Genomic DNA, 22,422 nt, shown 5'->3' on the forward strand with positions numbered 1-22,422 from the left:
GGTATCAGGGACAGCAGGGGGGCGCGCAGCCCGATCCGGGCATGCCGTGGGGGCAGCAGCCGGCGGGGCAGGTTCCGCCGGGCCCGCAGCGTGGGGCCTGGGAGGCGCCGCCGCTGGAATACGGCGGGCCCGGCGGTCCGCCGCGGAAGAACAACAACGGCCCGCTGATCGCGGTGCTGGCGGCCGTGGTGGCGCTGGTTCTGGTCGGCGTGGTGGGCCTGGTGGTGCTTCGGTCGCAGGGGTCCGGGGACGACGCGAGTGCCGCGGCCACCGGAACCTCCTCGCGCACCACGGAATCGGGCCGTGCCACGACCTCGGCGCCCGCCACCACGACCACCGGCACGGCGCCCGCGGGCCCGGAACCGGCACTGCGGGAAGGTCTGGCACCGGTCGCGGTGCTCGGGCCGACCTGGCAGGCCGGTGAGGACACCTACACGATGGCATTCCAGGGCTGGCCGTTCGCGTTTCGTGCCCCGGGGTCGTGGGGATGTATGAAAGGATCCGTCGATCGGATTCCGGACGCCCAGGCCTGGGGGTGCGTCGACGAGAGCAATTCCGATGCGGGACAGCGGGTCAACCTGATCCTGCGCAAATGCCCTTCGACCTGTGATCCGGCGACCCGGGACAAGTTCGACTCCGAGTGGTTCGACCATCCGGATCAGGCCCGGCGGTTCGACGATCGCACCGCGTACGTGGAGACCGCGTCGAACGACGAGGGCAAGTACACGGTCGACTTCAGCCGCTATGTCGCCGCGCAGCCCGGTGGGGAGCCGGCCTGGCAAGTGGGGGTCTTCGTGGAGTCGCCACCCGCCACCAAGGACGCGGTGTTGAAGACTTTGAACGACATCGCAACTCAGACACAGTAAACATCTTTGTGATTTAGATCACACGCTGAGAGTTTGCCAGAGCCTTGTCGGCTGCCTTCCCGGCCCGGCAGAATTCATCACGATACCGCTGCGACCGGAAACGGCCGTGACGGGACGGTGATAATTTCGTTCGTCGCTACCTGAGTGAAGTCGCGTCGGAGCTTCTCCGCCGGCGCTATGCCAGTGGTCCGCGGCTTGCCGCCCATCGGCGGATGCCGCGAGTTAACCGGGTGTCGTATGACACCCGCGTATCGACCGGCAAGAAGGGTGGGCACGTGATCGGAATCGCACTGCGCCGGGGTATCGCCGGCTTGGTTCTCGCATCGGCCGTCTCCGCGTTGGCGGCGGCACCGGGCTGGGCTCAGCCCGGTAGTTCGGCCACCGGATCGTCCTCGGGCTCCGGATCGCTCAGCGCCAGCGGGTCGGCAGGGCTGCCGATGCCGACCAGTAACGGTCTGGGCGCGCTGGCCGCGGCCACATCACAGACCGGGAAAATGTACGAATGGGGTGCGACCGGTCCCGATACATGGGACTGCTCCGGCCTTGTTCAGTGGGCTTTCCGGCAGGTCGGGGTCATCCTGCCCCGCACCACCTGGGAGCAGGCGAAGGTGGGCGCATCGGTACCGCGCTACGCGCTCTCGCCCGGTGACGTCGTGATCATCAACGCCGACGCCTCGCATGTGGGTATCTACGCCGGAGTCGGGCAGGTGCTCAACGCCTACGGCGCCGGGGTGCCGGTCGGGCTCACGCCGATCGACCAGTTCCACATCTTCAGCATCCGGCGGTTCTGAGCCGGACCCGCGCGGCCGTCAGTCCACCTGGCGGCGCAGCAGTGGCCCATAGTCGGGGTGGGCCAGTGCCGAGGCGAACTGCGCGATGAGGTAGTCGCCCGGGTTGCCGGTGTCGTACCAGCGGCCCTGGATGACCTGCCCGTAGACCGCGTGGTTGGCGGCGTAGGCATTGATGGAATCGGTCAGATACACCTCACCCGTGCGGTGGGTGTACCACTTCTCGGTCTGGGTGCGCAGCTCGTCGATGATGCCGGGCGTCACCACGTACCCGCCGATGGCGGCGTAGGCCGAGGGCGCGTCGGCCGGTTTGGGCTTCTCCACCAGCCCGGAGATCCGCAGCAGGCCATCGTCGAGATCCTCGCGCACCACGGGGACGCCGTAGCGCTGCGATTCGTTCGGATTCATCGGCATCAGGGCCAGTACCGGGCAGCCGGTGGACTCGTAGGCCTGGATCAGCTGCTGGGCGCGCGGTACCTCGGCGACGAAGACGTCGTCGGGCCACAGCACCAGCATCGGCTCGTCGGCGGCGGTGCGCGCCGCGTTCAGTACCGGGGTCCCGTTGCCGTAGGGCCCGTGCTGGTCCAGGTAGGTGATATGTCCCAGCCGGGACAATTCGCCCACCTCTTCGACGGCATCCGCGTACGCGCTCTTACCGTCCGCGCGCAACTGGGCCACCAGTGCCGGGTTGGGCCGGAAATGGTCCTGGATCAGCGATTTACCACCGCTGACCACGATGGTGATATCGGTGATCCCGGAGGCCACCAGCTCACGCACCGTGTGCTCGATCACCGGCTTGTCGCCGACCGGCAGCATCTCCTTGGGGATCGCCTTGGTCAGCGGCAGCAGTCGGGAACCGATACCGGCGGCGGGGATCACGGCCTTGCGGATCTTCATCGTCCGATCATCACATACCGGGCCCCGGCGCCGTCGGATCGCGGCATCTCGCGTCCCCGCGAAACACCCGGTCGGCGGCACCGCCGGCAGACCGCGCGGGGCTGTCGGTGCCGCGGCGTAGATTCTGCCGTCATGGACACCGGCACCCGCGTCTCGGACCGGGCGGCGGGCCGCCGGTGCGAGCCGGGGACGTCGGCGTCGTGAGCGCCGGGTATCCCGGCGCCGCGCCGCCGGTCCTCGCGCGGGGCCCAGGGCGGTGGGTGCTGCATATCGATATGGATGCCTTCTTCGCCTCGTGTGAACAGCTCACCCGGCCGACCCTGCGCGGCCGCCCGGTGCTCGTCGGTGGTACCGGGGGCCGGGGGGTGGTTGCCGGGGCCAGTTACGAGGCCCGGGTCTACGGCGCGCGCTCGGCGATGCCGATGCAGCAAGCGCGGCGGCTGGTCGGGGCGGCGGCGGTGGTGGTGCCGCCGCGCGGTGCGCTGTACGGCGTGCTCAGCGGCCGGGTGTTCGATACGTTGCGGGCCCGTATCCCGGTACTCGAGACCCTCTCGCTCGACGAGGCGTTCGCCGAACCGGAGGAACTGGCGGGTGCCGGCGCGGACGCGGTGCTGTCCTATTGCGCGCGCCTGCGCGCGGAGGTCCGCGACCGCACCGGTCTGATCGCCTCGGTCGGCGCCGGATCGGGGAAACAATTGGCGAAGATCGCCTCGGGAATGGCCAAACCCGACGGTGTGCGGGTGATCGCGCCCGCGGAGCAGCAGGCGCTGCTGGCCGCCCTCCCGGTCCGCAAGCTGTGGGGTATCGGACCGGTGGCCGAGAGCAGGTTGCGCACCCTCGGCATCGAAACGGTGGGTGCGTTCGCCGCCCTGCCCGAGGCGGAGGCGGTGTCGATCCTCGGCGGCAGCGTCGGCGCGGCCCTGCATCGGCTGGCCCGGGGGATCGACGACCGCCCGGTCGCCGAGCGCGCCGAGGCCAAGCAGATCAGCGCCGAGACCACCTACGAGCGCGATATCGTCACGCTGGAGGGGTTGCGCCCGGCCATCACCGAGATGGCCGCCGCCGCGCACCGGCGGCTCCTGCGCGACGGCCGGGCCGCGCGCACCGTGGTGCTGAAGCTGCGCCGGGCCGATATGAGCATCACCACCCGCTCCACCACGCTCGGCTACGCCACCGAGGATCTGGCCACGCTCACCGCGGCGGCCCAGCGTGCCGCGCTGGACCCACGCGAACTGGGTCCGGTGCGGCTGGTGGGGGTCGGATACGCGGGGCTCTCGGCGATCCGGCAGGAATCCCTGTTCCCCGACCTGGATCTGCTCGGGGCGCCGCAGGACTCGGATGGCCTCGAGCCGGCGGCGTCGGGCGCCGGGCCCGAAACCAGCGGTGCCGCCGGGGATTACGGTGGACAGGGACCCGCCGCCGAGACAACCGGCGCGGGCGCTGCCGCCGCGCCGGTGGAGTCCCGGCAGTCGGCGATCGGCACCGCCGGCGCCGAACCCGCGGCGGCGGGCCGGCGCGCAGAGGTAGGGTCGGCCGGGACACCGGGTTCTCTGGCGGGCGGTGAAGAGAGTTCTGAGGATTCGGTAAGACCGGGATTCCCCGCCGGGCCGCCGCCGGCGGGCTTGACGGCCGGGCGCGGCGAAACCGCCGCGGCGGTGCCCGATTCGGGTATCGGCGCAGGTGAAAGGCCCTCGTGGCGGTCCGGAATCGATGTGTGGCACCCGGAATTCGGATACGGCTGGGTGCAGGGCGCGGGGCACGGCCGGGTGACCGTGCGCTTCGAGACCCGCTCGACAGGGCCCGGTATCGCGCGTACTTTCGCTGCCGACAATACGGAGTTGCGCCCGGCGGACCCGCTCGGCAGCCTGTCGTGACGGACCGCCGGGTAGGTTGGTTCCGCGCACGACACCGAACCCTCGAACGCAAAGGACGAGCAGTTGAAGCTTCGCAAGACCGGACGTATCGCGATCGCCGGCCTGGCCGCCGTGGCCGCGCTGACCCTGACGGCGTGTGGTAGCGATGATTCCGACTCGGGCAGCAAGAGCGCGACCACCTCCGCGGCGGCGGCCACCACCGAGGCGGCCGACGATCTGCCTCCGGTGCCCACCGCCGCCGATCTGAACACCCAGCTCCAGCGCGCGCTCGATCCGGCCGTTCCGAACGAGGAGAAGCTGACGATGGTGCAGGGCGCCGAGGCCGATCCCGAACTGCCGGGCAAACTGGCGCAGTTCTACGCCGATTCCGGCGCGACCATCGAGGTCACCGAGGTGAACGATTTCGCCGACACCCTGAACGCGAAGGCCAACTTCAAGCTCGGCGATACCCAGAATGTCGTCGATGTGCCGTTCGTGGCCGAGGACGGGGTGTGGAAGGTCGAGAAGACCTGGGCCTGCAATATGCTCGCCCAGGCCCAGGTTCAGTCGCCGGCCTGCGCCGCCTGATCCGTGCTTCCGGAGTCCGGCCGGTCTGCCCAGCGCAGACCGGCCGGTCTCGTTCGAGGGGGCCGGCGGTGACCGCGACAGCACTCGCGGGCCCGCGACGGGGTCCGGCTAGGATTGCGCCCCGTGGCTGACACGATTGTGGTGGCGGCGCCCGAGCCGGCAAAGATTTCCGAAGGTCCGCGACCCCGATCGCGGGTCGGCTGGGCCCGGCCGGTGGCCCTGGTGTCGGCCTTGATCGGCGCGCTACTGGCGGTGGCGGTGCCGTTCCTGCCGGTACGAGTGGAGGCCGCCACCCTCACCTGGCCGCAGTCGGGTTCCGCCGAATCCGTCGAAGCGCCGCTGGTCGCCTACGCGCCGCTGAGTTTCGACGCCACGGTGCCGTGCGCGGCGATCCGGCAACTCGACGCCGGGGGCGGTGGGTTGCTGACCGCGACCGCTCCCGCCGGTGCCCCGGACCTCGACCGCTACGGTTTCGCGGCCCGCGTCCGGCCCGCGACCCCGGAGTCCGGCTCGCGCCTCGATGTCGTTCTGCGCAACCAGTCGCTGTTCAGCGTTCCGGTCGCCGAACTCCCGCCCGACTGTGAACTCGTCGTGGGTGCCGGGATGACCGAATCGGTGGCCACTCTCACCGGCCGGGAGCCGGTGGTCCTGGGCGGTGATTTCCGGCCGCAACTGGTCGGGGTGTTCAGCGATCTGGACGACCCCGCCGGAACCAGCGTGACCGCCGAAGTGGACAGCCGCTTCAGCTCCTCGCCCACGCCGATCAAACGGGTGGCGATCTGGGGGGCGGTACTGGCGACCCTGGTCGCGCTGGTCGCGCTGCATCGCCTGGACTCCTCCGACGGCCGGCGGGCCCGCCGGTTCCTGCCGGCCCGCTGGTGGACCTTCCGCCCGATCGACGGTGTGGTGCTGGGCACTCTGGTGCTGTGGCATTTCATCGGTGCCACCACCTCCGATGACGGCTACCAGTTCGGCATGGGCCGCACTTCGCTCAACGCCGGATACATGGCGAACTACTTCCGGTATTTCGGCGTTCCGGAGAATCCGGTCGGCACCCCGTATTACGACCTCATCGGCCAGATGGCCCAGCTGAGCACGGCCAGTCCCTGGGTGCGGCTGCCCTCGCTGCTCGCGGGCATCCTGGCCTGGCTGGTGATCAGCCGCGAAGTGGTACCGCGATTCGGCGCCGCGTTGCATCGCAACCGGTTCGTACCCTGGACCGGGGCCCTGGTCTTCCTCGCGGTCTGGCTGCCCTACAACAACGGGCTGCGCCCGGAACCCATCGTCGCGCTGGGTGTGCTGCTGACCTGGTGTTCGGTCGAACGTGGTATCGCGACCAGGCGGCTGCTGCCGTTCGCGGTGGCGATTCTGATCGCCGCGTTCAGCTGTACCGCCGGGCCGCACGGCGTCATCTGCGTCGCCGCCCTGCTCGCCGGGCTGCGCCCGCTGTTCAAAACCGTAGCCGCGCGGGCGCCGCGGATGGGCTGGCTCGCGCAGCTGCTGCCGCTGGCCGCCGCCGGGGTGCTGGTGCTGGTGGTGGCGTTCGCCGATCAGCCTTTCAGTGCCATGCAGGAGATGCGCCGGGTCCACGAACTGGCCGGGCCGCATGTGCTCTGGTACGACGAATACCTGCGCTACCAGTACCTGTTCATGGGCACCGTGGACGGTTCGGTGGCCCGCCGCTTCGGCATCTTCGTGATGGTCGCGGGTCTGGTGGTCTGCCTGCTCACCCTGCTGCACAAGGGCGGCAGGATCCCGACCGCCGCGCTGGGGCCCTCCCGCCGGATTCTCGGGGTCACCGTCGGCGCCATGGCGCTGATGATGACCACGCCCACCAAATGGACCCATCACCTCGGCGTCTTCGCCGGCCTGGCGGGTGCGGTGGCGGTGCTCACCGCGGTCGCCGTCGGGCCCCGGGTGATGCGCGGCCCGCGTAACCGGGCGTTGTTCGCGGCCGCTGTGGCCTTCCTGCTGGCGCTGGTGTTCTCCGGGCCCAACGGCTGGTGGTACGTCTCCTCCTACAGCGTGCCGTGGTGGGACAAGCAACCGTCGGTGGCGGGGGTCGCCGTCAACAAGATCTTCCTGCTGGGCGCGGTCCTGTTGCTGGCGCTGGCCGCCTGGTGGCATGTGCGGGCGCCGGACCGGGGCCACCACCGGATCTCGCGCTGGGGCTGGCGATTCGCCAAGGTCCCGCCGCTGGCGGTGGCCGCCGCGTTCATGGTGTTGTTCGAGGTCGCGTCGTTCGCGAAGGGCGCGGTGACCCAGTACCCGGCGTTCTCGCTGGCGAGCTCCAATCTCGGCGCGCTCACCGGTGACACCTGCGGGCTGGCCCCGCATGTGCTGGTGGAAACCGATCCGAATCGCGGTGCGCTCACCCCGATATCCGGCGACGCCGGCACCACCCTGGCCGGCACCGGCACCGGGTTCACTCCCACCGGCGTAGCGGCCGATCTGAGCGCCGACGCGGAGGAGGGCGCCGACGCCGCTATCGCCGATTCGGTGGGCTCGGAGGCCTCCGGTGACGGTGTCGCCACCGAAACCGCCGGTCCCGCACTGCCGTTCGGTCTCGACCCCGCCACCCCGGTCCAGGGCAGCTATCACGCCGACGGCCCCGCCGAACTCACCAGCGGGTGGTTCCGGTTGCCGCCGGTGGCCGACCGCGCGGAGATCCTCGCGCTGAGCGCCGCCGGACGGATCTGGTCGCGCGACGCCGACGGTGTGGTCACCCACGGGCAGTCGCTGGAACTCGAATTCGGCTCCACCACCGCCGCCGGCGGGTCGGACACCGAACCGGTCGCGCTGCGCCGGGTCAATCCGATCGATATCGGCCCGGCACCGTCGTGGCGGAATCTGCGGGTGCCGCTCGTCCCGTACGCCGACGCCGATACGGTGCGCATCGTCGCCGCCGACCGGGATCGCGATCCGCGGCAGTGGCTGGCCTTCACCCCGCCCCGTATCCCGCGGACCCAGGACCTGAACACCGTCGTGGGGTCCGCCGACCCGGTCCTGCTGGACTGGGCGGTCGGCCTGCAGTTCCCCTGCCAGCGTCCGTTCGATCACCGCATCGGCATCGCGGAGACGCCGAAATACCGGATCCTGCCGGACCGCGTCGGCGCCCACGACACCAATCTGTGGCAGAACCACGACGGTGGCGGCCCGCTCGGCTGGACGGGTCTGCTGCTGCACGCCCGGACACTGCCGACCTACCTGGACGACGACTGGGACCGGGATTGGGGCCAGCTGCAGCAGTTTCTGCCGATGGATACCGACACGGTTCCCGCCCGGCCCCGGGTGACCGAGGAAGAGCACAGCGGGGTCTGGACACCGGGTCCGATCAACGTCGCCTGGTAGGTCCGCGCGGTCGCGGCTGGCTACGCTGACAGCCATGTCGACAACTGTGCAGGCGGCCCGATCGGCCGGCCTCACCGCCGCCGAGGTCGAGCAGCGACGCCGGGACGGTCTGACCAACGATGTGCCGGACCGGGCGAGCCGCTCGGTGCGCGATATCGTCCGCGCGAATGTGTTCACGCGGATCAACGCGATCCTCGGTGTGCTGTTCATCCTGGTCATGGCCACCGGTTCGGTGATCGACGGAATGTTCGGGTTGCTGATCGTGGCCAACAGCGCGGTCGGCATCATCCAGGAGGTCCGGGCCAAGCGCACCCTCGACCGGCTGGCCATCGTCGGGCAGGCCCGTCCCACGGTCCGCCGCGACGGACGCGCGGAGCAGATCGCGCCCAGCGAGGTCGTGCTCGACGACCTGATCGAACTCGGGCCGGGCGATCAGATCGTCGTCGACGGTGAGGTCGCCGAGGCCGAACTGCTCGAGGTGGACGAATCGCTGCTGACCGGTGAGGCCGACGATGTGCACAAGGTGTCCGGTGCGCAGGTGCTCTCGGGCAGCTATGTGGTGTCCGGTTCGGGCGCCTACCGGGCGAGGAAGGTCGGCAAGGACGCCTACGCGGCGAAACTGGCCGCGGAGGCCAGCAAATTCACGCTGGTGAACTCGGAACTGCGCAACGGTATCGATACCATCCTCAAGGTCATCACCTATCTGCTGATCCCGGCGGGCGCGCTGAGCATCTACAACCAGCTGGTCTCCAGCGGGGAATCGTGGCGGCCCGCGGTCACCGGGATGGTGGCCGCCCTGGTGCCGATGGTGCCGGAGGGCCTGGTGCTGATGACCTCGATCGCCTTCGCGGTCGGTGTGGTCCGGCTCGGGCAGCGCAAATGCCTGGTCCAGGAACTGCCCGCGATCGAGGGGCTCGCCCGGGTCGACGTGGTGTGCGCGGACAAGACCGGAACCCTCACCGAGAACGGTATGCGGCTGGCCGAACTACGGATGCTGGAGACCGCGGACGGCGCACGCGACCGGGCCGAACAGGCGCTGGCGGCGATGGCCGCCGACGATCCCCGCCCGAACGCGAGCGTGCAGGCCATCGCCGAAGCTCTGCCCGACGTCCCGGGCTGGACCTACACCGCGGTGGCGCCCTTCTCCTCGGCCAAGAAGTGGAGCGGGTTCTCCTATGGCGCGCACGGCGACTGGCTGCTGGGCGCTCCGGACGTGCTGCTGGACTCCGGATCCGCCGACGCCCGCGCCGCCGAGGAACTCGGCGCGAGCGGGCTGCGGGTGCTGCTGCTCGCCCGCGGGGACCGGCCGGTCGACGACCCGGACGTACCGGGCACCCTCACCCCGGTGGCGCTGGTCGTGCTCGAGCAGAAGGTGCGGCCCGACGCCCGCGACACCCTGGACTATTTCGCGAGCCAGGACGTCTCCATCAAGGTGATCTCCGGCGACAACGCCGTCTCGGTCGGCGCGGTCGCCTCGTCGCTGGATCTGCCCGGTGGTGACCGGGCGGTGGACGCACGCACCCTGCCGGAGGACCGCGCGGAGCTGGCGGCGGTACTGGAGGACAAGACGACCTTCGGACGGGTACGGCCGGATCAGAAGCGCGCCATGGTCGGCGCGCTGCAGTCGCGCGGCCATACCGTGGCCATGACCGGCGACGGTGTGAACGACGTGCTGGCGCTCAAGGACGCCGATATCGGTGTGGCCATGGGCGCGGGCAGCCCCGCCACTCGCGCGGTCGCCCAGATCGTGCTGCTGGACAACAAATTCGCGACCCTGCCGTACGTGGTGGGCGAGGGCCGGCGGGTGATCGGCAACATCGAGCGGGTCTCGAATCTGTTCCTCACCAAAACCGTGTACTCGGTGCTGCTCGCGTTCCTGGTGGGAGTCGCGGGGGTGGGCTCGCAGATCTTCGGTTACGAACCCATCGGCTACCCCTTCCTGCCCCGCCATGTGACGATCGCGGCCTGGTTCACCATCGGTATCCCGGCCTTCGTCCTGTCGCTGGCGCCGAACAACGAACGCGCCCGCACGGGTTTCGTGGGCCGGGTCATGCGGCTGGCGATCCCGTCGGGCGTGGTGATCGGGACGGCGACCTTCGTGGCCTATCTGATCGCCTACGCCGGCCCCGAGGCCAGCGAACAGCAGAAGATGCAGGCCGGCACCACCGCGCTCATCACCCTGATCATGATCGCGGTCTGGGTGCTGGCGATCGTCGCGCGACCCTACAACTGGTGGAAGATCGTGCTGCTGGCGGTGTCGGTGGCGGCCTACGTGGTGCTGTTCTCGGTGCCGTTCACCCGCGAGTTCTTCGCCCTCGACCCGTCGAACGCCGCCCTCACCACCGCCGCTTTCGTCTGTGGCGCGGTGGGGATCGTCCTGGTGGAGGTGGCCTGGTGGGTGAGCGCCACGCTGCGCGGCGAATCGCACAAACTGGTCCCGGCGGCGCCGGGCGAAGACGGGTGACGCCACGTCTGCGGGTCCGGCCGGTGCGGGTGGGAGCCGGGACGGCCGATCGCGCATAGGATCTCGTACAGGGCCCCGGCGGGTTTCCGATGGGGGCACCCTCGTACTGGGAGAGGACACAGACGTGGCGGAATCCTTCGACGTGCGTCCGGCGCGGCGCGCCGATATCGACGCGCTGGCGCGAACCCTGGGCGCGGCGTTCCAGGAGGATCCGGTGATGTCGTGGGTGGTGCCGGACCCCCGCCGCCGGGCGGCCGGTTCGCCGCGGTTCTTCGCCACGCTGACCCGGCATCACCATCTGGACCACGGCGGAGTGGATATCGCGGTCGATCCGTCCGGTCGGATCGGCGGGGCCGCGCTCTGGGACCCGCCCGGCGCGTGGCGGCCCTCGCCGCGGTCGGAACTGCGGATGCTGCCGCAGATGGTGCGTGCCTTCGGTGGTCGGCTGTTCGCGGGGAAGCGGCTGTCGGACACCATGTCCGGGGTGCATCCGGAGGAGCCGCACTGGTATCTGGCCGTGCTCGGCACCGATCCGTCGGTGCGCGGCACCGGCTACGGGCAGGCCCTGCTGAGGTCCCGGCTGGACCGGTGCGATCGGGACGGGGTACCTGCCTATCTCGAATCGAGCAATCCGGTCAACGTTCCCTACTACGAACGTTTCGGGTTCGAGGTCACCGCCACGATCACCGTTCCCGGTGGCGGCCCGGACCTGTGGGCCATGTGGCGCCCTCCGGTCACGCCCGGCTGAGGCATGTCACGCGGGCCGGCGCGCCCGGCCCGGGGTATGGCCCAGCGCCGCCCGGTAGACATCGATGAAGGCGCTGGCCGTGGCCCATCCGCACCGCCCGGCCACCGTGGTCACCGGAAGGCCCTCGGCGAGCAGCCGGACGGCATGGTGCAGGCGCAGCTGGGTGCGCCACTGTGGGTAGGTCATGGCGAATTCGGCGCGGAACAGGCGGGTGAGGGTGCGTTCGCTCGCGCCGATCCGGCGGCCGAGGGCGGTCAGGGTCCAGACGACGGTGAGATCCGCCTCCACCAGGGCACAGGCCCGGCGCAGCCGCTCGTCGCGTGCGGCCGGCAGCCGGAGCCGCTGTTGCGGGCTCCGGGCGAGCCGATCGAGCAGGACCTGCCGCAGCCGGTCGGTTTCGTCGCCGGGTAGTCCCGCCGGCGCCGAGCAGAGGACCACGAGTTCGCGTAGCAGCGCGGGCGCGGCGACCACGGTGGGCACGGTCCAGCCGGGGGACCGGCCGGGCGGGAACGCCACACAGTGGAAGCGGGTCGGTCCGTAGAAAAGGTGCTCGTGCCAGTACCCGGCGGGAATCCAGATCGCGCGGTCGGCCGGGGCTATCCAGCAGCCGGTATCGGTGCGGACCTCCGCCGCGCCCGCGCTGGCGTAGACGAGCTGATGTTCGGTGTGCCGATGCCGCCGGATATGCGCGCCGCCACCCAGTTCCTGCACGGAGGTGGGCGCGGGAAAGGTTTGGCGGGTTTCCGGCACAACTCGGCATTTTATCGGAAGCCGGCACCCGGGCCGGATTCCTACTGTGAACGCGGACAAGGGTGCACGAGAAGGGATCCGGGGTGGACACATCGGTGGCGGTCGAACCCGCGCACGGCCGGGAGCCGGCGTGGAAACGGATGCGGTACTGGGTCGCCGCGCATATCGTCGACGACTTCTATCAGGGACTGGTACCCGCCGCGGTGCCGTTCTTCGTTCTCGAACGCGGTTACAGCTATACGGCGGCGGCCGGACTCGCCCTCGCGGCGACCCTGGGCAGCGCGCTCCCGCAACCGGTGCTCGGCATCGTCGCCGACCGCTGGAAACTGCTGTGGATGGCCCCCGCCGGACTGGCGGCGGCGGGCGTGGGCGCGGGTCTGGCGGGTCTGGCTCCCGGCTATCCCGCGGTCTGGGCCCTGCTGCTGATCTCGGGTCTGGGCGTGGCCGCCTTTCATCCCGCCGCGGGACGCGACGCGCGGCGCGCCGCCGGTGACAGCGCGAGCGCCATGAGCCTGTTCGCCGCGGGCGGCAGTATCGGGTTCTTCCTGGCCCCGGCGCTCGCGACACCCGTTCTGGTGTCGTTCGGAGTCGGTGCGACGGCGCTGTTCCTGCCACCGGCGGTGCTGATGGCCTTCATCCTCTGGCGGCGGCAACGCCGTGGCGGCCCGGAGCCGGCGCCCGCGCCCGCGGTGGCCGCCCGGGACCGCTGGCTGCCGTTCTTCCTGCTGACCGCCGTCGAGGTGGTTCGTTCGGTGGTGTTCACCGGGCTCAACACCTTTCTCGCGCTCTACTGGATCGTGCGGTTGGGCGCCGACCGGTTCACCGGCGGTCTGGCGCTGACGGCGTTCCTGATCGGCGGTGTCCTCGGGACGCTGGTCGGTGGCCGGGTCGCCGACCGGATCGGGATGCCGGCCACGATCCGGATCGGCTGCGCGGCCGCCGTGCCCGCGCTGCTCGCGTTACGGCTGGTGCCGGACCCGCGGTACGGGCTGGTGGTCGCGGTGCTCGCCGGGGTCGCCGTGAATCTGCCGTTCGCGGTGTTCGTGAAATTGGGTCAGGACTATCTGCCCACCCGCCCCGCGACCGCCGCCGGGGTGACCCTCGGTCTCGCGGCGAGCGCGGGCGGGCTCTTCGTTCCCGTTCTCGGCGCGCTGGCCGACCGGCACGGTACGCAGGCGGTCCTCACGGCACTGTGCGGGATCCCGCTCATCGCCGCCGCACTGGCACTTCTGCTACCCCGGCCGTGATCGGGGGACTCGGCTCCACCAGTCCATAGAGCGTCAGATGGCTTGTGCGGGGAGCATATTCGGAGCTGGAGTACCTTTCATGGCATGGAGGTTCTGCTGCACCAGATCGACGCGTTCGCCGACGCACCGTTCTCCGGCAACCCGGCCGCGGTGATGCCGCTGCCCACCTGGTTGCCCGATACCGTGCTGCAACAGCTCGCCGAGGAGAACAACCTCGCCGAGACGGCCTTCTACACCTCGCGGTTACCCCCGGAGGCGGGGCCGCCGCCCGGCGATTGCCCCGCCTACCATCTGCGCTGGTTCACACCCGCGACGGAGGTCGCGATGTGCGGTCACGCGACACTGGCCGCCGCCTCGCAGATCCTCACCGATATCGAACCGGGAGTGGACCGGGTGGCCTTCTTCACCCGCAGCGGCTGGTTGCCGGTGGACCGCACCGACGACGACGAGTACATCCTGGATCTTCCCGCGGTGCCCTCCGCGCGGGCCGATCCCGATCCGGCACTGCTCGCCGCGCTCGGAGTGGAACCGCTGGCGGCCTACACCGGCGCCGATGTGGTGATCGTGGTGGACGGCGAGCGCCGCGTCCGCGACCTCGCCCCGGCGCTGAGCGCCTTCCCGCCGGTACCCCGGGGCGTCGTGGTCACCGCCCGGGGTGACGAGGTGGATTTCGTGTCCCGCTTCTTCGGGCCCGGGGTCGGGGTGCCCGAGGATCCGGTGACCGGTTCCGCGCACGCCCAGCTCGCGCCGCTGTGGGCCGCGGAACTGGGTGGTACCCGGTTCACCGCCCGCCAGCTGTCGCGGCGGGGCGGCACACTCGGTGTGGAGCTGGCCGGGGACCGGGTGCTGCTGACGGGACACTGCCGCCGGTATCTCGACGGTGTGGTGACCCTGGAATTCTGAATCAGCCGGCCGGGACCGGGCCGTCGTCGGAGGGCGGGCCGACCGGGTCGGAGGTATCGGGCAGCAGCGGCGCCACCGCGAACCGCCCGGCCACCGCGTCGGCCGGCAGTGCCTGCACCGCCCGGATACCGGGCCGGGCGGCGAGTTCGCGCAGCCGGGCCGCCGGCGCCCGGACGACCACGCCCGGGGAGCAGGCGCATCCGGCGCGCAGGCGGCGCACCGCGAGGTCGAGAACCTGCGCGGGCCGGGTATCCGGGGCCGTGTACCGGAGCCGGTCGGTGAGTTGCCAGGCGGCGTCGGCGCCGGAGCGCCGGAGCGCGATATCGCTACCGGGGACCTGCACCGCCACCAGTGGTGTGGCCACCCGCGCGACCGGGACCTGGTACAGCACCTGTCCCACCCGGACCCCGGTGACCGCCGCGGGCAGATCCCCGGCGGTGCGGTAGTCGCCGAAGGAGACGAGTGCCCAGCGGTCGCCGTCGTCGGGCCCGCCCAGCGAATCGCGGGCGCGATCGAGATAACCGGCCACGGAATCGCCGGGCTCCGGGCCGAGCCGGTCGGTGGATACGCCCGTGTCGTACGGCGGAATCGCGATGCCCAGCGCCACCACCAGCGCCACACCGGCGGCGGCCGCGGCGCCGTAACCCAGCCCGCGGAACCAGCGCCGCCCACCGGCGGGGCCGGCGGCCGGATCCCGGTCGTACACGGCGGCTCAGGCGTCGCGCAGGGTGCGCAACGCGTGGGTGAGATCGTCCGGGTATTCGCTGGTGATCTCCAGATAGCGGCCGTCGGCCGGATGCTGGAAGCCCAGCGACCGGGCGTGCAGCCATTGGCGCTGCAGTCCGAGCCGTTCGGCGAGCCGGGGGTCGGCGCCGTAGGTCAGGTCACCGCAGCACGGATGGCGGATCGCCGAGAAATGCACCCGGATCTGGTGGGTCCGGCCGGTTTCCAGATGGATATCGAGCAGACTCGCCGCCTGGAAGGCCTCCACCGTGTCGTAGTGGGTGACGCTGGGGCGGCCGTCGGAGGTCACCGCGAATTTCCAGTCGCCGCCGCGGGCCCGGCCGATGGGCGCGTCGATGGTGCCGCTGCTGGGGTCGGGATGCCCCTGGACCAGCGCGTGATAGCGCTTGTCGACCGTCCGCTGTTTGAACGCCCGCTTGAGCACGGTGTAGGCATGCTCGGACTGGGCCACCACCATGACGCCGGAGGTCCCGACATCGAGCCGGTGCACGATGCCCTGACGTTCGTGCGCGCCGGAGGTCGAGATCCGGTATCCGGCGGCGGCCAGCCCCCCGACCACGGTGGGCCCGCTCCAGCCGACCCCGGTATGGGCGGCCACGCCGACCGGTTTGTCCACCGCGACGATATCGTCGTCGGCGTAGAGGATCTTCATACCCTCCACCGGCTCGGCCTCGATGGTCAGTTCGCGCCGCGGTTCCGGGAAGACCACCTCGAGCCAGGCGCCGGCGGTGAGCCGATCGGATTTCCCGGCCGGGGTGCCGTCGAGTTGCACCGATCCCTCTTCGGCCAGGGCCGCCACCGCGGTCCGGGACAGGCCGAGCAGCCGGGACAATCCGGCGTCCACGCGCATACCGTCGAGCCCGTCCGGAACGGGCATGGTCCGGGTTTCTCTCATGCCGCGGCGCCTCCCGCTCCGGCGGAACGGTTCTCGGCGGAACCGCTGTCGGGTCCGGGAGGGTCGGTCCGGGCGGTCCCGTCGTCGTCGGTGGGGGCGGGCGCGGGGGGCGTGTCGGATTCGCGCCGGTAGCGGGTGCCGTCGGGTTCGTAGCCGAAGAGTGTGAGGGCCACCAGCAGGATGGCGCCGCAGACGATCGACGAATCGGCGACATTGAACACCGGCCACCAGCCGACCGAGACGAAATCCACCACATGGCCCTGCATCGGGCCGGGCGAGCGGAAAAGCCGGTCCATCAGGTTGCCCAGAGCGCCGCCGAGCACCCCGCCCAGGCCCACGGCCCACAGCGGCGAGCGCAGGCTCCGGCCGATCCGCAAAACCCCGATCACGACCGCGGCCGCGATGATGGTGAACAGCCAGGTCATCCCGGTGGCCATGGAGAAGGCCGCACCCGGATTGCGTACCAGCACCAGTTCGACGAAATCGCCGATGATCGATACCCGCTCACCGGGCCGGATCCAGGCGACCACGGCCACCTTGGTGAGCAGGTCGAGAACGAACAGGGTCGCCGCGATCGCCAGCAGCAACCGCAACCGGGGCCGGGGCCCGGCGCCGATCTCGTCCGGGGCGGCCGTATCGCCGGGAGCACCGGTGGCCGCGGATCCGGCCGCGCCGCCGGAGTCGGCGGATCCGGCCCCGCCGCCGGAGGCGTCGTCGGGGTCCTGCTCGGGCGTCGGCCGGTCGTCACTCACGCCGACCATCATCTCTCGAGCGGCCGGGCCGGACACCGTGGGCACCCGGGAGCGGGTCACCGGACCCGGTCACGCGGCGCGTCGCGGCCGGCTGCGGCCGTGGCGGCAGGTTCGTCCGGACAGATCGGCGATGTCCCAGGTCTTCCTCAGGTACGCCTCGTAGGCTGTCGGGCGTGACGTTGTGTTCGTTTCCCACGCCTCGGGTGGCGCGGTCCAGAGTGGCGATGCTGGTTCTCGCGGTGGGACTCACCGCATTCGGCGCCGGATGCGGTGACGGCGGGGAATCGGCGGCCGAATCGGACGGCACCGAACCGCTGGGCATCGGGAACGAGGTCACCGTGCCGATCGCGGCCGCGGTCGTCACCGTGGTCGATCCCGGTAGCGAACCCCGCTCCACCCTGCGTCCCTCCTACTACGACGGCACCGCCCAGGCGGTGACCCTGCGGACCGACCACCGGATCCAGCAGCAGATCGACAATCAGCAGGTCCGCGATTTCTCCAGTCCCTCGCTGACGATCCCGATGACCGCCACCACCGATTCCGGCGGTGTCGAACTCACCCTGGGCTCGGTCACCACTCCGGACCCGGCGCTGTCGGAGGCCCTCACCGCCGCCGACGGTTCGCACGCCGGTTTCGAGATGAGCGAATTGGGCGGTATCACCGCCTTGCGCCTGGCGCCCGCGCCCGATACGTCCAACTCCGCGCGCGCCGCCCTGGAACAGGCGTTCTACCAGGCGGTATACCGGTCGGTCACCTTCCCGGACGAACCCGTCGGCGTGGGCGCGGTCTGGCGGGTCCAGCAGACCGTCGGCGGCGGCGTCGATCTGGACCAGGTGACCACCGCGACCCTGCTGGCCCGCGACGGCGGCCGGCTGACAATCCGGCTGGACGTCACGCAGACCCCGAAATCGGCGGTCTGGGACCTGCCCAACGAGGCCGGAACCCTCGATATCGAGGATTACGCGATGCAGGGCAACGGCGAGGTCACCGTGGATCTGGGCCTGCCGCTGCCGATCGCGGGCTCGATCAGCATCGGCGGTCACCAGTTCTACCGGAATCCGCGGACCGCCACGGCCCTGCGCCAGGTCATCGAGACGAACGTCAGCTGGGGCGGCTGACCGGAGGCGTATACGGGCGGGCAGCCGCGGGCATAGGCTCGGAGAGTCCGGCAACGACCCGAGACCCGGAGGTCGAATGATGTCCGATGTCACCCCCGTACCCGAAGGCTATCCGACCATCTCACCAGGTCTGGCGATCGCGGGAGCGTCCGACGCGGTCGAGTTCTACAAAACCGTGCTGGGCGCCACCGAGCGGATGCGGATGCCCGGTCCCGGCGGGACTGTGCTGCACTGCGAACTGCTGATCGGCAATTCGGTGCTGATGCTCGGCGACCCCGCGCCCGATATGGCCTTCCGCGATCCGCGTTCCATCGGCGGTACGCCCGTCAACCTGTATTGCTACGTCCCGGATGCCGAGGCCGCCCATGCGGCCGCGCTGGCCGCCGGAGCCACCGAGATCAGCGCCCCCAGCACCCAGTTCTACGGCGACCGCACCGCGTCCTTCGCCGACCCCTGGGGGCATCAGTGGACCGTCGCCACCCATGTCGAAGATATCGACCCCGAGGAGATGCGGCGGCGGATGGACCAGCTCGGATCCTGACCCACTGCACCCGTCCCGCACCCACGCCTGTCATCGGATGACTACGATGATGCGGATCTGAGAAGCAGGAGAAGGGTCTGGCGGATGCGCGTGCTGGCCGTGGACGACGAGCAGCCGGCGCTGGACGAGCTGCTCTATCTGCTGCGCGGCGAACCGTCGGTGACCGAGGTGCACGGCGCCGGCGACGCGACCGCCGCGTTGCGGATGCTGCGGTCCCACGGTGCGGACGCGGTCTTCCTCGATATCAACATGCCCGGTCTGGACGGTATGGAACTGGCCGGGGTACTCGGCGAATTCGCCAACCCGCCCGCGATCGTTTTCGTCACCGCGCACGAGGACCACGCGGTGGCCGCGTTCGATCTGGGCGCCGTGGACTACCTGCTCAAACCGGTGCGTCAGGAACGGCTCGGCGCGGCCCTGCGCCGGGTGGCGGCACATCGGGCGCGGCCCGGTGCCGAGGCCGATCCGGCCGGGAACAACGAGGTCATTCCCGTGGAACTGGCCGGCGTGACGACCCTGGTGCACCGCTCCCAGGTGAGCTGGGTGGAAGCCGAGGGCGACTACGCCCGGCTGCATACCGATACCGGCTCCCATCTGGTGCGGATACCGCTGTCGGCGCTTCAGGAACGCTGGCGTGACGGTTTCCTGCGGGTGCACCGGTCCTATCTGGTGGCGCTGGGCCGGGTGACCGGTTTGCGCACGGTCGGTTCGGCGACCCGGGTCTGTCTGCGCGGAGCGGGTCCGGTCGAGCTGCCGGTGAGCCGGCGGCAGGTCCGCGAACTCAAACAGCGGCTGGTGCACGGCCCGCACACCCCGCCGGAGCGGCGATGATCGGCCCGCCGCCGAAACCGCCGCGAGAGCGGGTGGTGCTGGCCGAACGGCGCGGCGCGCGCCGGGTCCGGACCCGGGCCGAGGTCGCCGAGCAGACCGAGATCGGGGAAGCGCTGATCGGGGGCCTGATCCGGGCGCAGCTGGGGCTGGCGCTGAGTTGCGGGCTGGTGATCGCGGTCCTGCTGGCGGCGCTGCCGCTCCTGTTCGAGGTGCGGGCGGTCGCCGAGACCGTGGTGCTGGGGATCCGGCTGCCGTGGTTGCTGCTGGGCGGGGCGGCCTACCCGCTGCTGTGGCTCACCGGCCGTGTCTACCTGCGGCTCTCCGAGCGCAACGAGAACGACTTCCTCGAACTCACGGGGGATTGAGGTGGCGGCGCGATCCACCGTATGGCCCGCGCCGGGTGACCCGGTGTGAACGCCTCCGGCCTGACGGTGGCGGCGTTGCTGGCGGCGGCCGTGGCGACGGTGACGCTGGGCGTGTACGGGGTGCGCTGGGCGCGGACCACCTCCGATTTCCTGGTGGCCTCGCGCAGTGTGGGCCCGCGCTGGAACGCGGCCGCGGTCTCCGGGGAGTACCTGTCGGCCGCGTCGTTTCTCGGCGTCGCCGGATTGATCGCCAAGTACGGCGCCGACGCGCTGTGGTACCCGGTGGGGTTCACCGCGGGCTATCTGGCGCTGCTGTTGTTCGTGGCCGCCCCGCTGCGGCGTTCGGGCGCCTACACGGTGCCCGATTTCGCCGAGTTCCGCCTCGGCTCGCCGCGGGTGCGCCGGCTCGCCGCGCTGGTGGTGGTGCTGGTGTGCGCGGTGTACGTGATTCCGCAGTTCCAGGGTGCGGGCCTCACGCTGCACATCCTGCTGGGTGTGCCGGGCTGGGTGGGCGCGGTGGCGATCGCGGCCATCGTCGTGGCCAATGTGGCCGGCGGCGGGATGCGGTCGATCACCCTGGTCCAGGCGTTCCAGTACTGGCTGAAACTGACGGCGGTGGCGCTGCCCGCCCTGGTGCTGGTCCTGCATTTCTTCGGCGCCGGTCATCCCGGCCCCGACGGCGGGATCGGCGTGCCGGCACCGCCGACGGTGAGCGAACGGACCACCGTGGAGGTGGCCACGCCGGTACTGGTGCAACTGGCCGAACCGCAATGGGTCACGGTGCACGGCGTACTCGACGAGCGGCCGGTCGACGGACCGGTCCTGCTCACCGCGGGCACCCATGAACTGGCCCGTGACACCCGGCTGGTGCTGGAACCGGGCGCGGCCGTCCCGGTGGTGGCGGGCGCCCCCGCAGACGGTGCGCACTGGCTGCTGCCGGGCAGCGGTTTCGCCGGACCGCATCCGCACTATCAGGTGTATTCGCTGATGATCGCGACCTTCCTGGGCACCATGGGATTGCCGCATGTGCTGGTGCGCTTCTACACCAACCGCGACGGCCGGGCCGCCCGCTCCACCGCGCTCACGGTGATCGCGCTGGTCGGGGTCTTCTACCTGTTCCCGGTTCTGCTCGGTGTCTTCGCCCGGCTCTACGTTCCGCAATTGCTGATCACCGGGACCTCGGACGCGGCCGTTCTGCTGCTGCCGTCCTCGGCGCTGGCCGGGTTACCGGGACAGTTGCTGGCGGCGCTGGTCGCCGCGGGGGCCATGGCGGCGTTCCTGTCGACCTCCTCGGGACTGGTGGTGAGTATCGCCGGCGTGCTGAGCACCGATGTGCTGCGCGGCCGGATCCGGGATTTCCGGGTCGCGGCATTCGCGGCGGGCGCGGTGCCGCTGGCCGTTTCGCTGTTCGTGGTGTCGCTGGATCTCTCCCGGACCGTCGGTCTGGCGTTCTCGCTGGCGGCGGCGACGCTGTGCCCGCTGCTGGTGCTGGGGATCTGGTGGCGGGGACTGACCGCCGCGGGTGCGGCGGCGGGGCTGGTGACCGGCGGGCTGGTCGCGGGCGGGGCGACGGTGGTGTCGGTGCTGGGCGGCGTGCCCGACACGCTGGCCGGCGGCTGGCCCGCCGCACTGCTCGGATATCCGGCGGCGGTCGCGGTTCCGCTGGCTTTCGGGGCGATGTTGCTGGTCAGCCGGTTCACGCCCGGCTCGGCCGGGGTGGCACAGGCATTCGTCCGGATGCACGCGCCGGAGCGGCTCGGGATGGGTGCGGACCGCGAGCCCGGGGCGGGTTCAGCGGGGTAGCCGCGGGCTACCGTTCGTCGCTGCCCAGTGACCGTTCACCGCACAGCCGGGCCGGTTCGGCGAGTGATGCGGATCACATCTATCGGTGGGCCGGTCGGTCTCGCTAGTTTCTGGCAGGTAACACACATCACATTGCGAGGACCCGGCATGACCGATACGGATCTCGACGACAGCGGCGGGCAGCCCACTGGGCCCGCCGATTTCGTCGCCGCGCAAGCCAGCCCGGAGTTCCAGGAACTCCGCAACCGGCTGCGCCGCTTCATCTTTCCCATGACCGCGCTGTTCCTGATCTGGTACCTCGGCTACGTGCTGCTCGGTGCCTACGCGCACGATTTCATGGGCACCGAGGTCTTCGGTGAGGTGAACGTCGGACTGCTGCTGGGCCTGGGCCAGTTCGTCTCGACCTTCCTCATCACCGGCCTCTACGTCCGGTTCGCCAACCGGGAACTGGATCCGCGGGCCGCGGCGCTGCGTGCCGAACTGGAAGGAAGCGAATCGTGACCTCGCTGCACGCGGCCGACACCACCGTCGGCAACCCGGCCGCCAATATCGGCATCTTCGCCCTGTTCGTCGTGGTCACCATGATCGTGGTGTTCTGGGCGGGCCGTAATACGCGCGGCGCCGCCGACTACTTCACCGGCGGCCGCGGGTTCACCGGGCCGCAGAACGGGGTGGCCATCGCCGGCGACTATCTGTCCGCCGCGAGCTTCCTCGGTATCGCGGGCGCCATCGCCGTCTACGGCTACGACGGCTTCCTGTACTCGATCGGCTTCCTGGTGGCCTGGCTGGTGGCGCTGCTGCTGGTGGCCGAGATGCTCCGCAACACCGGCAAATTCACCATGGCCGATGTGCTCAGCTTCCGGCTGAAGCAGCGTCCGGTCCGGACCGCGGCGGCCATCAGCACCCTGGCGGTCTCGC

Annotated in this window: 20 protein-coding genes and 1 pseudogene; 16 read left to right on the forward strand and 5 right to left on the reverse strand. The window is 70.9% G+C overall.

Going from position 1 to position 22,422, the window contains the following annotated elements:
• Positions 1-866: pseudogene (locus ACWDU1_RS07885) on the forward strand (hypothetical protein); the annotation flags it as partial.
• 275 nt (positions 867-1,141) lie between these two features.
• Positions 1,142-1,657 (forward strand): C40 family peptidase, encoded by a 516-nt coding sequence (locus tag ACWDU1_RS07890; RefSeq protein WP_449996572.1) that lies wholly within the window; start codon positions 1,142-1,144, stop codon positions 1,655-1,657.
• 18 nt (positions 1,658-1,675) lie between these two features.
• Here the strand turns inward: ACWDU1_RS07890 and ACWDU1_RS07895 are convergent, their stop codons facing one another.
• The gene (locus tag ACWDU1_RS07895) at positions 1,676-2,551 is read right to left on the reverse strand and encodes a UTP--glucose-1-phosphate uridylyltransferase (RefSeq protein WP_449996574.1); all 876 of its coding nucleotides are present in this window, start codon (positions 2,549-2,551) and stop codon (positions 1,676-1,678) included.
• A 275-nt stretch (positions 2,552-2,826) separates the two neighbouring features.
• Between ACWDU1_RS07895 and ACWDU1_RS07900 the strand changes: the two genes are divergently transcribed.
• The 5 genes from ACWDU1_RS07900 to ACWDU1_RS07920 all read left to right on the forward strand — a co-directional run bounded on the left by ACWDU1_RS07900 (position 2,827) and on the right by ACWDU1_RS07920 (position 11,555).
• Positions 2,827-4,425 carry a DNA polymerase IV gene (locus ACWDU1_RS07900; protein ID WP_449996603.1) on the forward strand — a complete coding sequence of 533 codons (1,599 nt, stop codon included), beginning with the start codon at positions 2,827-2,829 and terminating at the stop codon, positions 4,423-4,425.
• Positions 4,426-4,488: 63 nt separating this feature from the next.
• On the forward strand, positions 4,489-4,992 hold the full coding sequence (locus tag ACWDU1_RS07905) for a hypothetical protein (protein WP_449996576.1): 504 nt from the start codon (positions 4,489-4,491) through the stop codon (positions 4,990-4,992).
• A gap of 123 nt (positions 4,993-5,115) precedes the next feature.
• Complete coding sequence (locus ACWDU1_RS07910) at positions 5,116-8,343, forward strand: arabinosyltransferase domain-containing protein (RefSeq protein ID WP_449996578.1); 3,228 nt, start codon at positions 5,116-5,118, stop codon at positions 8,341-8,343.
• Between the two features lie 34 nt (positions 8,344-8,377).
• Positions 8,378-10,807 (forward strand): HAD-IC family P-type ATPase, encoded by a 2,430-nt coding sequence (locus ACWDU1_RS07915; protein WP_449996580.1) that lies wholly within the window; start codon positions 8,378-8,380, stop codon positions 10,805-10,807.
• Between the two features lie 124 nt (positions 10,808-10,931).
• The gene (locus ACWDU1_RS07920) at positions 10,932-11,555 is read left to right on the forward strand and encodes a GNAT family N-acetyltransferase (RefSeq protein WP_449996581.1); all 624 of its coding nucleotides are present in this window, start codon (positions 10,932-10,934) and stop codon (positions 11,553-11,555) included.
• Positions 11,556-11,561: 6 nt separating this feature from the next.
• Here ACWDU1_RS07920 and ACWDU1_RS07925 read toward each other — a convergent pair whose 3' ends face one another.
• On the reverse strand, positions 11,562-12,305 hold the full coding sequence (locus tag ACWDU1_RS07925) for a helix-turn-helix domain-containing protein (protein ID WP_449996583.1): 744 nt from the start codon (positions 12,303-12,305) through the stop codon (positions 11,562-11,564).
• 140 nt (positions 12,306-12,445) lie between these two features.
• Here ACWDU1_RS07925 and ACWDU1_RS07930 point away from each other — a divergent pair, with 140 nt between their 5' ends.
• A complete protein-coding gene (locus ACWDU1_RS07930; protein WP_449996605.1) occupies positions 12,446-13,552 on the forward strand; it encodes an MFS transporter in 1,107 nt (368 codons plus the stop codon).
• A gap of 84 nt (positions 13,553-13,636) precedes the next feature.
• Positions 13,637-14,455: a PhzF family phenazine biosynthesis protein gene (locus ACWDU1_RS07935; protein ID WP_449996585.1), complete on the forward strand. Its 819-nt coding sequence runs from the start codon at positions 13,637-13,639 to the stop codon at positions 14,453-14,455.
• Position 14,456: 1 nt separating this feature from the next.
• Here ACWDU1_RS07935 and ACWDU1_RS07940 read toward each other — a convergent pair whose 3' ends face one another.
• The 3 genes from ACWDU1_RS07940 to lspA are packed head-to-tail and all read right to left on the reverse strand — an operon-like array spanning position 14,457 to position 16,855.
• Positions 14,457-15,161, reverse strand: a complete 705-nt coding sequence (locus ACWDU1_RS07940; protein ID WP_449996587.1) for a hypothetical protein — start codon at positions 15,159-15,161, stop codon at positions 14,457-14,459.
• A 6-nt stretch (positions 15,162-15,167) separates the two neighbouring features.
• Positions 15,168-16,094 (reverse strand): RluA family pseudouridine synthase, encoded by a 927-nt coding sequence (locus tag ACWDU1_RS07945; protein WP_449996589.1) that lies wholly within the window; start codon positions 16,092-16,094, stop codon positions 15,168-15,170.
• Complete coding sequence (gene lspA / locus ACWDU1_RS07950) at positions 16,091-16,855, reverse strand: signal peptidase II (protein WP_449996607.1); 765 nt, start codon at positions 16,853-16,855, stop codon at positions 16,091-16,093. The genes ACWDU1_RS07945 and lspA overlap by 4 nt, the downstream gene beginning before the upstream one ends.
• A 215-nt stretch (positions 16,856-17,070) precedes the next feature.
• Between lspA and ACWDU1_RS07955 the strand changes: the two genes are divergently transcribed.
• The 7 genes from ACWDU1_RS07955 to ACWDU1_RS07985 form a co-directional block, all read left to right on the forward strand.
• A complete protein-coding gene (locus tag ACWDU1_RS07955) occupies positions 17,071-17,964 on the forward strand; it encodes a hypothetical protein (RefSeq protein WP_449996591.1) in 894 nt (297 codons plus the stop codon).
• A gap of 76 nt (positions 17,965-18,040) precedes the next feature.
• The gene (locus tag ACWDU1_RS07960) at positions 18,041-18,505 is read left to right on the forward strand and encodes a VOC family protein (protein ID WP_449996593.1); all 465 of its coding nucleotides are present in this window, start codon (positions 18,041-18,043) and stop codon (positions 18,503-18,505) included.
• Between the two features lie 84 nt (positions 18,506-18,589).
• The gene (locus ACWDU1_RS07965) at positions 18,590-19,336 is read left to right on the forward strand and encodes a LytR/AlgR family response regulator transcription factor (RefSeq protein WP_449996595.1); all 747 of its coding nucleotides are present in this window, start codon (positions 18,590-18,592) and stop codon (positions 19,334-19,336) included.
• Positions 19,333-19,701 carry a hypothetical protein gene (locus ACWDU1_RS07970; RefSeq protein WP_449996596.1) on the forward strand — a complete coding sequence of 123 codons (369 nt, stop codon included), beginning with the start codon at positions 19,333-19,335 and terminating at the stop codon, positions 19,699-19,701. The genes ACWDU1_RS07965 and ACWDU1_RS07970 overlap by 4 nt, the downstream gene beginning before the upstream one ends.
• A 45-nt stretch (positions 19,702-19,746) precedes the next feature.
• Positions 19,747-21,504, forward strand: a complete 1,758-nt coding sequence (locus tag ACWDU1_RS07975) for a sodium/solute symporter (protein WP_449996598.1) — start codon at positions 19,747-19,749, stop codon at positions 21,502-21,504.
• Positions 21,505-21,651: 147 nt separating this feature from the next.
• On the forward strand, positions 21,652-22,005 hold the full coding sequence (locus ACWDU1_RS07980) for a DUF485 domain-containing protein (RefSeq protein ID WP_449996599.1): 354 nt from the start codon (positions 21,652-21,654) through the stop codon (positions 22,003-22,005).
• Positions 21,999-22,422: sodium:solute symporter family transporter (locus ACWDU1_RS07985; RefSeq protein ID WP_449996609.1), on the forward strand; the 424-nt coding region annotated here is incomplete at its 3' end. The genes ACWDU1_RS07980 and ACWDU1_RS07985, both read left to right, overlap by 7 nt.

The sequence above is a fragment of the Nocardia sp. NPDC003345 genome (assembly GCF_053589395.1).